The sequence below is a fragment of the Lyngbya sp. PCC 8106 genome (assembly GCF_000169095.1).
GTDB lineage: Bacteria > Cyanobacteriota > Cyanobacteriia > Cyanobacteriales > Microcoleaceae > Capilliphycus.
Window position 1 is genome coordinate 1 of record NZ_AAVU01000035.1, and the last position, 13988, is coordinate 13988.

General features: G+C 41.0%; 12 protein-coding genes. 6 read left to right on the top strand and 6 right to left on the bottom strand.

Features of this window, described 5'->3' with window-relative positions:
• Positions 1-173: 173 nt before the first annotated feature.
• The 3 genes from L8106_RS20605 to L8106_RS20615 all read right to left on the bottom strand — a co-directional run bounded on the left by L8106_RS20605 (position 174) and on the right by L8106_RS20615 (position 5607).
• Positions 174-1505: an MFS transporter gene (locus L8106_RS20605; RefSeq protein ID WP_009786377.1), complete on the bottom strand. Its 1332-nt coding sequence runs from the start codon at positions 1503-1505 to the stop codon at positions 174-176.
• 96 nt (positions 1506-1601) lie between these two features.
• Positions 1602-4448: a cation-translocating P-type ATPase gene (locus L8106_RS20610; RefSeq protein WP_009786378.1), complete on the bottom strand. Its 2847-nt coding sequence runs from the start codon at positions 4446-4448 to the stop codon at positions 1602-1604.
• Between the two features lie 151 nt (positions 4449-4599).
• Entirely contained in the window at positions 4600-5607 is a 1008-nt protein-coding gene (locus tag L8106_RS20615; protein ID WP_009786379.1) for a DUF389 domain-containing protein, read from the bottom strand.
• A gap of 487 nt (positions 5608-6094) precedes the next feature.
• On the opposite strand from L8106_RS20615, the gene L8106_RS20620 reads away from it, so the two are divergent.
• Positions 6095-6790, top strand: a complete 696-nt coding sequence (locus L8106_RS20620) for a manganese catalase family protein (protein WP_009786380.1) — start codon at positions 6095-6097, stop codon at positions 6788-6790.
• Between the two features lie 52 nt (positions 6791-6842).
• Here the strand turns inward: L8106_RS20620 and L8106_RS20625 are convergent, their stop codons facing one another.
• The gene (locus tag L8106_RS20625; RefSeq protein WP_009786381.1) at positions 6843-7688 is read right to left on the bottom strand and encodes a cyanophycinase; all 846 of its coding nucleotides are present in this window, start codon (positions 7686-7688) and stop codon (positions 6843-6845) included.
• 356 nt (positions 7689-8044) lie between these two features.
• Here L8106_RS20625 and L8106_RS20630 point away from each other — a divergent pair, with 356 nt between their 5' ends.
• A complete protein-coding gene (locus tag L8106_RS20630) occupies positions 8045-9481 on the top strand; it encodes an MATE family efflux transporter (protein WP_009786382.1) in 1437 nt (478 codons plus the stop codon).
• A gap of 85 nt (positions 9482-9566) precedes the next feature.
• On the top strand, positions 9567-9728 hold the full coding sequence (gene rd, locus L8106_RS20635) for a rubredoxin (RefSeq protein WP_009786383.1): 162 nt from the start codon (positions 9567-9569) through the stop codon (positions 9726-9728).
• 118 nt (positions 9729-9846) lie between these two features.
• Here rd and L8106_RS20640 read toward each other — a convergent pair whose 3' ends face one another.
• A complete protein-coding gene (locus L8106_RS20640) occupies positions 9847-10611 on the bottom strand; it encodes a HEAT repeat domain-containing protein (protein ID WP_009786384.1) in 765 nt (254 codons plus the stop codon).
• 128 nt (positions 10612-10739) lie between these two features.
• Here L8106_RS20640 and L8106_RS20645 point away from each other — a divergent pair, with 128 nt between their 5' ends.
• The 3 genes from L8106_RS20645 to L8106_RS20655 all read left to right on the top strand — a co-directional run bounded on the left by L8106_RS20645 (position 10740) and on the right by L8106_RS20655 (position 13430).
• Positions 10740-11336 (top strand): Uma2 family endonuclease, encoded by a 597-nt coding sequence (locus L8106_RS20645; protein WP_009786385.1) that lies wholly within the window; start codon positions 10740-10742, stop codon positions 11334-11336.
• A 103-nt stretch (positions 11337-11439) separates the two neighbouring features.
• Positions 11440-13149: an NAD+ synthase gene (locus L8106_RS20650; protein WP_009786386.1), complete on the top strand. Its 1710-nt coding sequence runs from the start codon at positions 11440-11442 to the stop codon at positions 13147-13149.
• Positions 13150-13250: 101 nt separating this feature from the next.
• Positions 13251-13430: a hypothetical protein gene (locus tag L8106_RS20655; RefSeq protein WP_039896850.1), complete on the top strand. Its 180-nt coding sequence runs from the start codon at positions 13251-13253 to the stop codon at positions 13428-13430.
• A 24-nt stretch (positions 13431-13454) separates the two neighbouring features.
• Here L8106_RS20655 and L8106_RS20660 read toward each other — a convergent pair whose 3' ends face one another.
• The gene (locus L8106_RS20660) at positions 13455-13901 is read right to left on the bottom strand and encodes an SRPBCC family protein (protein ID WP_009786388.1); all 447 of its coding nucleotides are present in this window, start codon (positions 13899-13901) and stop codon (positions 13455-13457) included.
• Positions 13902-13988 lie beyond the last annotated feature (87 nt).

Here is a 13988-nt window from a genome sequence, read left to right on the forward strand (position 1 = left end):
CTTATGTGTCGTGCAGTACCGAACTTGATCGAGAAGTATTTGCTTCTATCATCAACTCTTGATCATATTCTTTGTTGCCGTCTCCTTCATGCTATATTGGGCGGGGTATTTAGCCTTAATCGATGATTATACATCAATTAAAAGATTTTGGTAGATTTTTTCTAAAATCGGGTTTACTGCTGTCGGCTGACCTCCGGTGTAACGCTTCCCAACCCCCATAAACAGATTGTGGTTAAACTCATCAATACTGTACCCAGGCCAAAGCAGAATCCATAGCCTTGAGTTGCCACTAAAAATACACTTAGCAATGATCCAAAAATCGCAGAACAACCAATAACAGAATTATAAATCCCGATAGCTCCCCCTTCTTGACCTCGCGGAGAAAGTCGGGCTACAGATGTCGTCCCAGAAACCCCAATAACCGCCCAAGTTAAACCTGTTAAGAGGTGAGTCAAGGTAATAATGGCTAAACTATATTGACTAGAATGAAAGACCGCTAATAAGGTTAATATAATAAAAATACCAATCCTAACCCCTGACGCCCAAGCTTGTAAATGAATACTGTTTCGGCTTTGAACTAACCGACCCACACGAAGATAACAATAGGTTTCGACCAAAGAACGGGCGAGAGTAATCCATAAAACTTGATCGTTTGTCGCGCCTAAAATATCAGTTAAAAACAAAGGAAACGGAATATAAATAATTTGAATTGAAAGAAACAATAAAGCCGAAAAAGCATAATACAAACTCAGGGTAGTTTTTAAGTTTTGAACGACCAGCTGAAAAAATTGCGGACGGGTAACAAAATAAATACTTCTAGCCGGATAAAATAACACCCGTCGTTCAATTAATCCCACGGATAAACGACCGAGTAAAGCGGGAGTAAATTGTCGTTGGCGGTTAATTGGTTCACGGGAAGGTTCTTTGATCCACAAAAAACATAAAATTAAACTCAAAATTGTTCCAATTCCGGCTAAAACAAATAAACTTCGCATGGCTTCTGTCATCCCGAAAATTTCTGGGGAAACACTGAGCCAAACTCCGCCAAAAATTAACGCAATAATAAAACTCCAACCGCCGATTAAATAAAATCGCCCAAAATAGTCACCAATTCGTTCTTCAGGTACGGTATCCATAACTAACGCCGTCGCCGAAGGAATCACCGCAGCCATCGAAAACCCGCCCAATGTACACGCTTTCAAAACTTGATTAACATTATCTCCCGAACCCATTCCAAATAAACACAAACAAAACCCCGCAATTCCAATCATTAAAAAAGGGCGACGGCGTTTGACTCGATCTGAAAGATTTCCCCAAAAACTAAAACCAATCACCCCCGCAAAAGCAACTAAAGAGTTAACTTTTCCCACATCAGTCACGGTTCCCCCCGCAACTTGCACGACAAATAACGGCAACAAATTAATCAACAAACCTTCGCTAATTCGATAGGGAACCAGCGCAAAAAACCATCGGGGGGCAAAAGAGGAAATTCTAATTCTAGACACCAGGTTTTACAGTTATCAGTTTTTACAGTGACCAGTTTACAGATTTGAGGTGATTTGTGAAAACCTCGAACAAAAACCCAGTTTTTCCTTCCAGTTTCAGCTTTGTTGTCGGTTTATCCACCAACGTTTAACTAATTTTTCCATTTCTATCCAAACAAACATCAAGCTACTAAACCCGATACAAATAGCCAACTCTGTCCCGCTTAACCAATGGGTGCCGAAAAATTCTCGCAACGGCTCTACATAAATCAGCATTAATTGTAGAATAGTCGTTAGACTGACGGCCGCCAGTAGATAGGGATTAGAAAACGGATTGAGTTCCACGGTCAAACGAGTATCTGAACGCACCGCCCAAGCGTGACCCATCTGAGCCAAACACAAGGTTGTAAACACCATCGTTTTCCAGCGTCCTGAATCCCCTGATGTTTGTGCCGCCCCGTAAGCCCACATCATCAAGATAATCGTGAGAATGGAGAAAATCAAGCCAATTCGCACCATATAAACACCTAACCCGCGTGCAAAAATACTCTCACGGGGACTGTGGGGCGGACGTTTCATCACTCCCGCTTCAGCAGGTTCGAGGGCTAATGCCAAAGCAGGTAAACCGTCTGTAACGAGGTTCATCCATAAAATTTGCAAAGGCGTTAACGGCACTTCTCCCAAACCCAGTAACGGGGCGGCAGCAATGGTTAATACTTCCCCAATATTACTCCCCAAAATATACTTGACAAAGCGGCGAATATTACTATAAACCACCCGTCCTTCTTCGGTGGCTGCAACGATTGTCGCAAAGTTATCATCCAGCAAGATCATATCACTGGCTTCTTTACTGACATCCGTTCCAGTAATCCCCATAGCAATGCCAATATCCGCCTGTTTGAGGGCAGGTGCATCGTTAACGCCGTCCCCCGTCATCGCCACAAATTCCCCTTGTTTCTGCAACGCCTGAACGATTCTCAGCTTATGTTCGGGTGCTACCCTGGCATACACACTCACTTGTTTAACTTCCTGTTCAAGTTCGCTTTGGGTGAGTTGTTGTAATTGCTGACCGATTAAAACCCGATCATCCGAGGCCGAAATCCCCAACTGATGGGCAATAGAGACAGCCGTTAACTGATGATCTCCGGTAATCATTATCGGCCGAATTCCGGCTTCTCGACAGCGTTTAACCGCTTCTTTAACTTCCGGGCGAGGGGCGTCTAACATCCCCACTAAGCCTAACCAAATTAACCGATCTTCTGTGGTTTCTGCGTTAGTTGGTTCTGATGAAAACTTTTCTAAGGGTTTGTAAGCCAAGCCCAAAACTCGCAGTCCTTTAGCGGCTAATTGGTCATTTTGTTCGAGAATTTGTTGACGGTGTTCCGGCTGAAGCGTAATACTTTGACCCGCTGTTTGTACGAGATCACACCGTTGTAAAATCAGTTCAGGTGAACCTTTTGTAAAAATCTGATATTGAGCATTTTCTGTTCTCGATTCTCGGTGAGTATCCTGACAAATCACACTCATCAGCTTGCGTTCAGAAGAAAACGGAATTTCACTAATCCGAGGCAGTTGTTCGTTCCAAGTTGATTTGGAAATCCCCGCTTTTCCCCCTAACGCCAGTAACGCGCCTTCTGTCGGATCGCCGAGTATTGTCCAAGTATCATTTTGATGTTGGAGTTGAGCATCATTACACAACACACTCGCTACACATAACGGTTGTAATTCTTGTTGTTGTTCTGAGGTTAATGTCGGTTTCTCAAGCGGGTTTTCTTCATCTTCTGAAAACTGATGTAGGGGTTGGAATTCTCCCCAGGGCGCGTAACCTTCACCAGTTACCAAAAAAGTATGATTAAGCGTTCGTACCCACTGCACAACCATTTTATTTTGAGTGAGAGTTCCGGTTTTATCGGAACAAATTGTTGTGACTGAACCCAACGTTTCAACGGCAGGAAGTTTCCGAATTAAGGCGTTGCGGCGCACCATGCGTTGAGTCCCTATGGCTAGGGTAACAGTAACAACAGCAGGTAAACCTTCAGGAACTACCGCCACCGCCATACTCAGGGAAATTTCCAGTAAATGTTCAAAATATTCAAACCCCGTGCGAATGATTCCCCCAACCACAACCAACGCCACCAACAGCAGCGAACCCGTTACCAAGACATTTCCCAGTTGCGACATCCGTTGTTGTAGCGGTGTGGGTTCAGTTTCGACAGACTGCAACATCGCGGCAATTTGTCCCAGTTGCGTCTTCATTCCCGTTTCTGTGACTAATACCGTCCCCCGTCCACCGACGACTTCGGTACCTTGAAAGACTAAGTTAATGCGATCGCCGAGGGCTGTGTCTTCGCTGAGTTGGGTTTCGGCGCGTTTGTTGACGGCGGCGGCTTCTCCGGTGAGAGTGGCTTCTCGCACTTGTAAGTTTTGGGCTGCGATCAGACGTCCATCGGCGGCGACTTGCATTCCAGCTTCGAGGAAAATAATATCGCCGGGAACCAGTTGGGGGGATTCAATCTCGCTCATTTCACCCTCTCGCAATACTCGCACTTTCGGAGAAGACAGGGTTTTGAGGGCGGCTAGGGCTTTTTCGGCGCGACTTTCTTGAAAATAACCCAGTAAGCCGTTGAGAATGACAATGGAAAAAATAGCGATCGCATCTTTGGGAAAGTTGTTGTTGCGGAGATCGAGAATCGCTGAAACGATCGCAACGGCGATCAGCATCACTAACATGATATTGGTAAACTGATCCCACAAAATTTCTAAGGGTCGCCGTCCCTCGGTAGTTTCAATTTCATTAAGACCATATTCTTGCTGTTTTTGGGTAACTTGCTGAGAATTTAGCCCTTGTTTGGGGTCAGTGTTGATCAACTGCAATGTTTCCTCAATGGTTTGAGTGTGCCAAGTTGAAGCAGTTTGAACTGAGATGCGATCGCCAGACAGGGGGGAAGGTTGAGTCGATGCCATGAGGAGTTAACGGGTAGTTACTGAAGTCGGAATTGAGGGAGAAATAACTCGGTAAAATCGTTTTTTGGAAGCGATAGTATCAAGTCTTTGTTCTCGTTTAACCGATAATTATAGGTGATTCTGAGTAACGTTTACAGGAACCCTGATCATTCTAGGGCTGAGTAATCGATGATTGATTTGATTCTATTAGTCGAGCTGGAGTGACATCAAAGATCACTTTTAAAGACAGGGCTAACTCTTGCTCAAGAAGTTGTTCGACAATGGCGACTTCTTCAGGTGTGATCTGATTAGCGGTTCTGGCAACGACTAAGACTTCTGGTGTTGTTTTTCGCCAGTTTATACTAATTTTATCAACCTCGATATCGGGTCGATCAACTAAAGAACGAGTGACTAATATTTCGCGGATAGAGTTATTAACTTGGGCATGGTTAACCAGTTGAAAAAAACTAATTCCGAGGGGGATAGTCAGCAGAACAATTAACAAGATGGAAACGCCCCAAGAAATTGTCCGAGCGAGTTCACTACTTCTGGCGTATCCGGCTAAAACATAAACGCCTAAACAAGCTAGATTAATCCCGATTAAGTTAGTAAAATAGAGGAGACTTGATCCAGTCGCTGCATCCCATTCTCCCTGAGAAATTGCAATCCCAATCACACAAAGAGGAGGCATTAAGGCAACGGCAATTGCGGTTCCCGGAATGGCATCTCCAACTTGAGGACGAATTTTAGCATACCCACTGACACCGCCCGCCGCAATCGCAATTAAGAGATCAATTAAAGTGGGTTGGGTTCTTGATAAAATTTCTGATCCAAATTCGGGAATGCGAATAATTAAACCTACTAATCCTGAAAATATTATTGATATTGAGGTTGCCGCGAGGATAGAAGTAAAGCTCAATCGGAGAAGTTTTAAGTCTCCTTCTAAAGTAGCAAAAGGCATTCCTCTCAAGGGCAACATTAGGGGAGCAATAATCATCGCGCCAATAATCACAGCCGCACTATTAATCAGTAAACCCAATGTTGCAATCAAGCAAGAACTAATGGTTAAAACTAAGTAATTCTGGGTAAATTTCGCATCGTTTAGTAAGGATTCCCTTAATTTTAATAAGGGGATTGCTTCTAATCCAAAATCTTTAATCAGTTTATAGGCTTTTAACATAGAAGATTATTGATCCCTGGGTTAATTGAGTGGGTGTATAAAAATTAAATTTATTCTAGACTGAATTTTAGAAATTGACAATAGTGATCAGGATTTTAAATAAAATCAAGATTAGAATAGAATTCAATTTAACTTAATCAGATCTTAAAAGCCTGTTAATTTGGAAATTTGTTAGTTTTCATCTATCTTTTGATATAAATTTTAACCTTGAATTTTGAAATGATCATTTCACCCAATGCGAAAACGATTCTAGATTGTTAACCCTTGTATTTGTGTCTTAAACGGAGAAGATATTCCCATTGATAGCCAGCAGAATAGATAGATAGATAGATAGATAGAGATTGGGTTAAATGAGAGTCTATCTTTAGATCAAGGTCATTCTAGAGCGAGATTTATAAGATAGAGAAGGAGCAAAAACAAAAAATCAAATTTTTGCACTCCAGAATTCATTTATCGTCTTAAATAATCTAGTTGAAAGGAGAACCTAATGTTTTTTCATAAAAAAGAACTAATCGAAAAAGATGTCAAGATTGATGATCCGAATCCTCGTTATGCCGAACTTCTCTTAGAACAATTTGGCGGCGCAACGGGTGAATTATCTGCTGCTTTACAATATTGGGTGCAGTCTTTTCATACCGAAGATCCAGGAATTCGGGATATGTTGCAAGATATCGCCGTTGAGGAATTTAGCCATCTAGAAATGATTGGCCGACTGATTGAAAATCATACTCGAAATGCGGATCAAACTGAAGCTTTTAAGAGTACATTATTTGCAGTACGCGGTAAAGGGCCTCATTTTCTAGACTCTCAAGGACAAGCTTGGACAGCCGCTTATTTAAACGAAGGTGGCGATGTTGTCCGTGACTTGCGGGCAGATATTGCAGCCGAAGCAGGTGCGCGTCAAACCTACGAATCTTTGATTAAAGTTGCACCCGATAACCAAACCAAAGAAACTTTAGTTCACTTGTTAACGCGGGAGATTTCTCATACGAAAATGTTTATGAAGGCATTAGATTCGATGGGTAAACTCACTGATCCGTTCTTCGGAAATATTCAACCCGATGAAACCGTTGATATTTACTACAACTTATCAACAAACGGAGAAGATCATCGCGGCCCGTGGAATTCTGATGAGAATTTTCGCTATATTGCCGATCCGATGAAAGATAAAGTTCAACAATAATAATCAATCCTAAAAAGTGAACTTTGGGGGCGCGACGTTGCCCCCTTTTGTCTTAATTCAAAACTGCCATTTCAGGAGTTTGAACAACTTTATTTTCAGTTAAAGGTTGACGATTTTTGAGATCAAATTTATATCCTTCCGGCAGAATATGAAGTTTAATTCCACACAACGCTAAACCTTCATCTTTTAAAAGTTCTCCGATGTTGTTATGCGTGATTTTACTTAAATCTACAACAGTACAACTTCCATCTCCAACCACTTCAAATTGATGATCTCGCACAACAATAGCCGTATTTTCATCAATCCCTAAACCAATTAAATCTGGATGTCGCGCCACCGCAGTCACTAAACGTCCTAAACGTCCCCGTTGAGCAAAATGTTGGTCAATCACTGCTTCTGGAAGAAAACTCATTCCTGCTTCCATTTCCACAATTTCAATACGCGGATGAGTCTGTCCTTCTCCTTCTAAAATCATGTTCGCAGACATCATGCTTGCACCTGCACTTGTTCCCCCAACAACTAACCCTTCGGTGTATTTTTTTAATAGGGCTTGATGCAAAGCAGTATCTTTGATAATTTCTGTAATTCTGGCTTGATCTCCTCCGGTAAAAAAGACACCTGTAGCTTCATTTATAGACTCTAAGGCTCTTGATGTTTCTGCATCTTCTCGCTCGATTGTATCAACAATATGAACATTTTGAATCCCCAAACGTTCAAAAACTCGAATGTAGTCCTCACCCACTTCTCGGGGTGACTCAGTTGCCACCGTCATCACCACAATTTTGGCATCAATTCCACCCGCACAGCGCACAAATTCTCGTAAAATTTTGCAATCGCCTTCTCGATCTTCAGCGCCGCCAATAATCACCAGTTGTCCCTGATGTTGATTCGATGTCATAAAAAACTCCTGTTCAGCCCAAATGAGGCATAATCTCTTATTTAAGCACAAGTGATATCGTTTATTTCACAACCTAAAGGTAGAAATTAAGATGGTATTTATACCGATTGGGTAAGGGCAGTTTAGGACTCTAAAAAACGGCAGTCAACACCTTGCTGTTTTTAATTCAAGTCAAACTTTTAACTAGAACTTTAGAGACACACAAATTATCACTTTTGTCATCTATCTTGAGAAAATTTTTAAAAGCTTCTGATTCCCCTGAACTGAGTTTGAATGCGAAATTTGGCGATCGCAGTTATATTAACTGATAAAGGCGCATTTCTAGCCTGCTCTAACTCTCATCTCAAATAGGATTCATGTCTCAATCAACCCCAACTCGCAGATACAACTTAACAGAAGGTTCTGTCGGACTCAAACTTATCACCCTAACTTTACCGATGGTTTGGGGGGTTTTCTCAGTGATTGCCTTTAATTTAGCCGATACCTATTTTGTGGGTCAACTAGGAACCACTCAACTCGCGGCGATGAGTTTTACCTTCCCCGTGGTTATGGTGATGGGAAGTTTAGCAATTGGACTAGGAACCGGGGCGGCTTCGGTAATTTCTCGGGCGATTGGTGAAGGGGATCGTGACCGAGTACAACGATTAACCACTAATAGTTTAACATTATCTCTGCTGATTGTGGGGATTTTTATCCTAATTGGATTGGCAACAATTGACCCTTTATTTAAACTTTTGGGGGCAGGTTCTGAAGTCATGCCCTACATTCACGATTATATGCAAATTTGGTATCCAGGCATGATTTTTTTAGTCGTTCCAATGGTGGGAAATAGTGCCATTCGGGCGGCAGGAGATACCAAGATTCCCAGTCTAATTATGACTTTTGCGGCGATTGTAAATATTGTCTTAGATCCTCTGTTTATTTTTGGTTGGGCATTCATTCCTGGTTTAGGGTTAAAAGGGGCGGCGATCGCAACAGTTATTGGTCGTTCTTTAACGTTAATTGCCTCTTTAATCATTCTTCATTTCCGAGAACGAATGATTCTCTGGAGTCTGACCTGTCTGAGAAATTGTTGGGACTATTGGAAAGAGATCTTGTATGTGGGTTTACCTGCGGCATCTACAAATATGATCACTCCGATTTCTATCGGAATAATCACCAGTTTATTAGCAACTTATAGTCCAGAAGCTGTTGCCGGATTTGGGATTTCTTCTCGGGTTGAATCTTTTGCTTTAATTGTATTTATGGCACTTTCGGCGACTATTGGGCCGTTTGTCGGTCAAAACTGGGGGGCTAAACTCTATGGACGAGTACATCGTTCTTTGCACTTATCCTATTTATTTTGTATCGGCTTTGGAATTTTTATCGCGGTTATCCTTTCAGCCACTTCAGCACAGATTATCACTCTATTTGATACGAACTCTGAAGTCGTTAATACTGCCACTCGTTATTTATCAGTTGTACCCATTAGTTACGGAACTTATGGTATTTTTATCGTCGCCAATGCCGCTTTTAACGCCCTCGGCAAACCTTTTCCTGCGGTTATATTAACGTTATCTAGAATGGTAATTTTATATGTACCACTCGCCTATTTAGGGAGTTGGTTATTTGGGTTAAATGGTATTTTTGCAGCCGCTTGTGTCGCCAATCTTATTGTTGGTTTAGCTGCCGTTATCTGGACTCGTCGTTTATGCAGTTTGAAAGCAGATGAACCATTAGATATTTCGGCAATATCCCCCTCAAAACAACCTCCTCTCAATCTCTCAGAGGTTAACGATAAAACTCCCCGATAAAAAATCTCTCCATAGAAAGATATTAGAAACTGTAGTTTTTGTTAGAGTTTTACTGAATCGGAGAACACTGGAGATTAACTAAATTATGAAAAAATACGTGTGTAATACCTGTGGATATATTTACGATCCTGAAGAGGGCGACCCGGACTCAGATATAGCACCAGGAACTGCATTTGAAGATATTCCAGATGACTGGGTTTGTCCGACTTGTGGAGTGAGTAAATCTGACTTTGAACCGATGAGTTAATCTTTCATTCAATTAATAACTAAATCAATTAAAAGGGGGTTGAAAACTATCATTTAATCCCCAAGATTAGTGATCAGTAGGGTTAACTTTCCAGGATAAAATACACTCTCTCCTAAAATTAGATTTTCTTTTGAAGGGATGCCTGCAAAGTATTGATATTCGTTCTTAGGGTAGGAGGTAATAATAAATCCTCATCTTGAATCTCTAAAACGGGCTTTAGTGCTTGAATTAATTGATTTAATTTATGTTTAGGAATTTGACCTTTTTCTACAATTAAATTAAAACTAATTGCCTCTAAAAGAGTGGGGACATAGCTACGAAGTTCTAAATGACTCTGTTGATTTTTCACCACATTAACCAAAACATCAACAACTTCAGATGAATTGTGACCCATTTCTGTTAAAGCAGTTGCTGCATGGCTGCGAATTTCTAAATTATCTTGTTGATCTTTGAGGACATCAATAAAAACGGCAATTGTTTCCGGTGAATCTTTTGCAATTGTTCTCAAAGTAAAGGCAACATTTCGGCGAACTTCCAAGTCATCCTGTTGATTTTCAACGACTTTAATTAAAGGTTGAATTGCTGCGGGTGAACTCTCTTTGATCAGACTCAAAGCAAAAGCGGCAATTCGGCGAACCTTGCTCGTACTATTTTGATCTAATACCGTAACAATTAAAGGTTGAACTGCCTCTTTTTGGCATTGGATGACGTTTCCAAAGGGAGGGTCATAAAGTCTATTAACCGCTTGAAAATTTTCTATATTGGCTTGAATTTCTGCCTCTGTACAGGTTTGTGCGTTGCTAGGACTTGCAGAAAGCAACGGTAACGAACAGCCCAACACAATGAATGCGAGGTTAATTTTCTTCTGGATATTCACAACCATAGAGTTACCTCAGAGGTGAGATGGAGAGCGTTAAATTTTTCTGATATTATAAGTGCTGTTTCGTCGGAAGTTTATTATCTTACAAAAAGGCGTTAAAATATTTACTGATCAATATCAATACAAAAAACATGATTGCCCTGTCTGACCATCATTCCCTAACTCCAGAAGAATACCTCGAACTCGAAACTCAAAGCCCCATCAAACACGAGTATATTGATGGCGAAATCTACGCAATGGCAGGAACCACCGACACCCATAATACAATTGCAGGAAACCTGTTTACTCTGATTCGCACTCACCTACGCGGAACAAACTGTCGTGTTTATTTTGCGGATATAAAAGCTCGTCTCGAACAATGCAACTGTTTTTATTATCCTGATCTTCTCGTTACTTGTGATACCCGAGATCAAGAAACTTCTACCTATAAACGCTTTCCCAAATTAATTATTGAAGTGCTTTCTGAGAGTACCGAAGGTTTTGATAGAGGAGATAAATTCAACGATTACCAAACTCTAGATAGTTTGGAAGAATACGTTTTAGTTAATACTAAACATCAACGAGTCGAAATTTTCCAACGCCACAAGCAAGGAGAGTGGATTTTTAAAACCTATACTCCCAGTCAAGGCAGTTTTCCTCTCGAAAGTTTGAATTTAACGGTGTCTTTGATTGATGTCTATGAAGATGTTAGCTTTGAGAAGGATTCTACAGTTCCCTCAGAACCCTAATTGAAATCTCTCGCTGACAACTCAATTTCTTTCCAGCAGACTCATTCCCAAAATCAATTTCTGAGTAGTAAACTTGAGTTGAAATCAACTTCAGAGATGGATGATGAAAATTGCGATCGCACAACTCAATCCCACTGTCGGCGATATTACCGGAAACGCCCAACGCATTCTTGATGCAGCCAAACAAGCCACAGAAGCGGGTTGTCAACTCCTGTTAACAACAGAATTGGCTTTGGTGGGTTATCCGCCTAGAGATTTGCTCAACCGCCCCAGTTTTATCGAGGCTGCGATCGCCGAATTACAAGTCTTAGCGGCAAAAATTCCCCCTGAACTTACAGTTTTAGTCGGAACGGTACAACCGAATTCTGAGTTTGAAAAACAAGGTGAAAAGCCTTTATTTAATAGTGCCGCATTAATTCAAAATAGCCAAGTTCAGCAGTTTTTTCAGAAGCGTTTGCTGCCCACTTATGATGTATTTGATGAAGATCGTTATTTTGAAGGCGGAAAACAAAGCAAATATTTCACCTTATCTAATTCTACCTCATCTTTAAAAATTGGGGTAACAATTTGCGAAGATTTATGGAATGACGAGGAATTTTGGGGGCGACAAAACTATACTTGTAATCCGATGAAAGCCCTGGCGGAGAAAGAGGTTGATTTGGTGGTAAATTTGTCTGCTTCTCCCTACCAAGCCAGCAAACAAAAACTCCGTCAAGCCATGCTTGGACACAGTGCTAAACGTTATTCTACCCCGATTATTTATGCCAATCAAGTCGGGGGAAATGATGATTTAATTTTTGATGGGTTTAGTTTGGTTTTTAATAAAACAGGTGAATTAGTTCAGTATTTAACCGGATTTGAAACCGATTTTACGGTGGTTGAGTTTGATCTTGAAAAACGAGATGTCATCACTTCGGATTGGGTTAAATCTCTCGATCAACCTCAATCTTCTTTTCCTGAAAGTGAGGATGAAGAAATCTGGTTAGCGTTGGTTTTAGGTGTGCGAGATTATCTGCGAAAATGTGGGTTTTCTCAAGTTGTTTTGGGGTTAAGTGGGGGAATTGATTCGTCATTAGTTGCGGCTATTGCAGCAGAAGCGGTGGGTAAAGAGAATGTTTTGGGGGTGTTAATGCCCTCTCCCTATAGTTCTGAACATTCGGTTACAGATGCGGTAGAATTAGCAGAAAATTTAGGAATTAATACGAAAACTTTAGCGATTGCTGAGGCGATGAAAGCCTTCGATCAGGTCTTAGAACCTGTGTTTGCTGGAACTGAATTTGGCATTGCCGAAGAAAATATTCAATCCCGAATTAGAGGAACGTTATTAATGGCAATTTCTAACAAGTTTGGTCATCTGTTACTCTCAACTGGAAATAAGTCTGAAATGGCGGTGGGATATTGTACGCTGTATGGCGATATGAATGGGGGATTAGCGGTGATTGCGGATGTTCCCAAAATACGAGTTTATTCGATTTGCAAATGGTTAAATCAGCACTCAAATAAAGAGATTATTCCTAATAATATTTTAACAAAACCTGCCAGCGCTGAACTTAAACCGGGTCAAATGGATTCAGATTCACTCCCACCCTATGAGATTTTAGATGATATTTTGCATCGATTAGTGGAAAAGCAGGAATCTGTTTCACAAATTATTGCCGCCGGACATGATTCTGAGATCGTTCAACAAGTCGTTAAATTAGTTATGCGGGCTGAGTTTAAACGCCGTCAAGCCCCTCCCGGTTTGAAAATTAGCGATCGCGCTTTTGGTACCGGGTGGCGGATGCCGATTGCTAAAATCAGTAGTGGGATCTAAATCTGGGCGTTTAGACTGATAAATAAAAATTGATATGAACAGAAACCTATGCTATAACAGACGAGGTGAAAAAATTAATCACAGTTTGCATCTTAATGATTATGCTGGAATCTGTTTATATTCTGGGTGCTGTAGCCACGTTTGTAGTTAGTCTAAGTACGTTTATAGGCGATCAATCGACTCCCAAAACTCACGGTATGTCTTGGTTAATTTTGCTAGAGGCTACATTGTTCTGGCCGATTGTTCTTCCATTTGCTTGTTTGGAACGTCTTTTGAGTTAAAAATTAATCAATTTTTTATTTATTTTAGGATTTAGCATGAACGGCTAAGGCATAATCCCGAAACCGTTCTAGGTCTTCTTGAATCGTTGATTCAACGACTCGTCCCAAAAACAAATTATCCATCAGTTTACCCAAAATCCCCGGAATCGCATAGGAAAACGTTAGTTTAACAATACTACTCCCATGACGATCATAAAAACGAATTGCCCCTTGATTCGGTAAACCATCAACCGATTCCCACTGAATAACTTGATAGGGAACCTGTTTCAAAATCCGAGACAACCAACTAAATTCAAACCGCCCTGCTGCCAATTTCCACCGGGATAATTCTGGATTATCTTCGAGAATTTTAACCGAGTCAATCCACTTCATCCACCGGGGCATTTGTTCTAAATCAGACCAAAGACTCCAGGCTAATTCTATCGGAATTGGAACTTCAACTTGAACACTATGTTCTAACCAGTCTGCCATTATATTTTCGAGTTTATAGAGTAGATTTTTAAAGCAAGAGAGGGAAAGAGACAAGCATTAACAAACGTTAAAGATTCAAACTTTCCC

Excerpts from the sequence above, each read along its gene's own strand:
- L8106_RS20610 (WP_009786378.1), bottom strand. The coding sequence starts at position 4,448 with ATGGCATCGACTCAACCTTCCCCCCTGTCTGGCGATCGCATCTCAGTT.
- L8106_RS20615 (WP_009786379.1), bottom strand. The coding sequence starts at position 5,607 with ATGTTAAAAGCCTATAAACTGATTAAAGATTTTGGATTAGAAGCAATC.
- L8106_RS20620 (WP_009786380.1), top strand. The coding sequence starts at position 6,095 with ATGTTTTTTCATAAAAAAGAACTAATCGAAAAAGATGTCAAGATTGAT.
- L8106_RS20625 (WP_009786381.1), bottom strand. The coding sequence starts at position 7,688 with ATGACATCGAATCAACATCAGGGACAACTGGTGATTATTGGCGGCGCT.
- L8106_RS20630 (WP_009786382.1), top strand. The coding sequence starts at position 8,045 with ATGTCTCAATCAACCCCAACTCGCAGATACAACTTAACAGAAGGTTCT.
- rd (WP_009786383.1), top strand. The coding sequence starts at position 9,567 with ATGAAAAAATACGTGTGTAATACCTGTGGATATATTTACGATCCTGAA.
- L8106_RS20640 (WP_009786384.1), bottom strand. The coding sequence starts at position 10,611 with ATGGTTGTGAATATCCAGAAGAAAATTAACCTCGCATTCATTGTGTTG.
- L8106_RS20645 (WP_009786385.1), top strand. The coding sequence starts at position 10,740 with ATGATTGCCCTGTCTGACCATCATTCCCTAACTCCAGAAGAATACCTC.
- L8106_RS20650 (WP_009786386.1), top strand. The coding sequence starts at position 11,440 with ATGAAAATTGCGATCGCACAACTCAATCCCACTGTCGGCGATATTACC.
- L8106_RS20655 (WP_039896850.1), top strand. The coding sequence starts at position 13,251 with ATGCTGGAATCTGTTTATATTCTGGGTGCTGTAGCCACGTTTGTAGTT.
- L8106_RS20660 (WP_009786388.1), bottom strand. The coding sequence starts at position 13,901 with ATGGCAGACTGGTTAGAACATAGTGTTCAAGTTGAAGTTCCAATTCCG.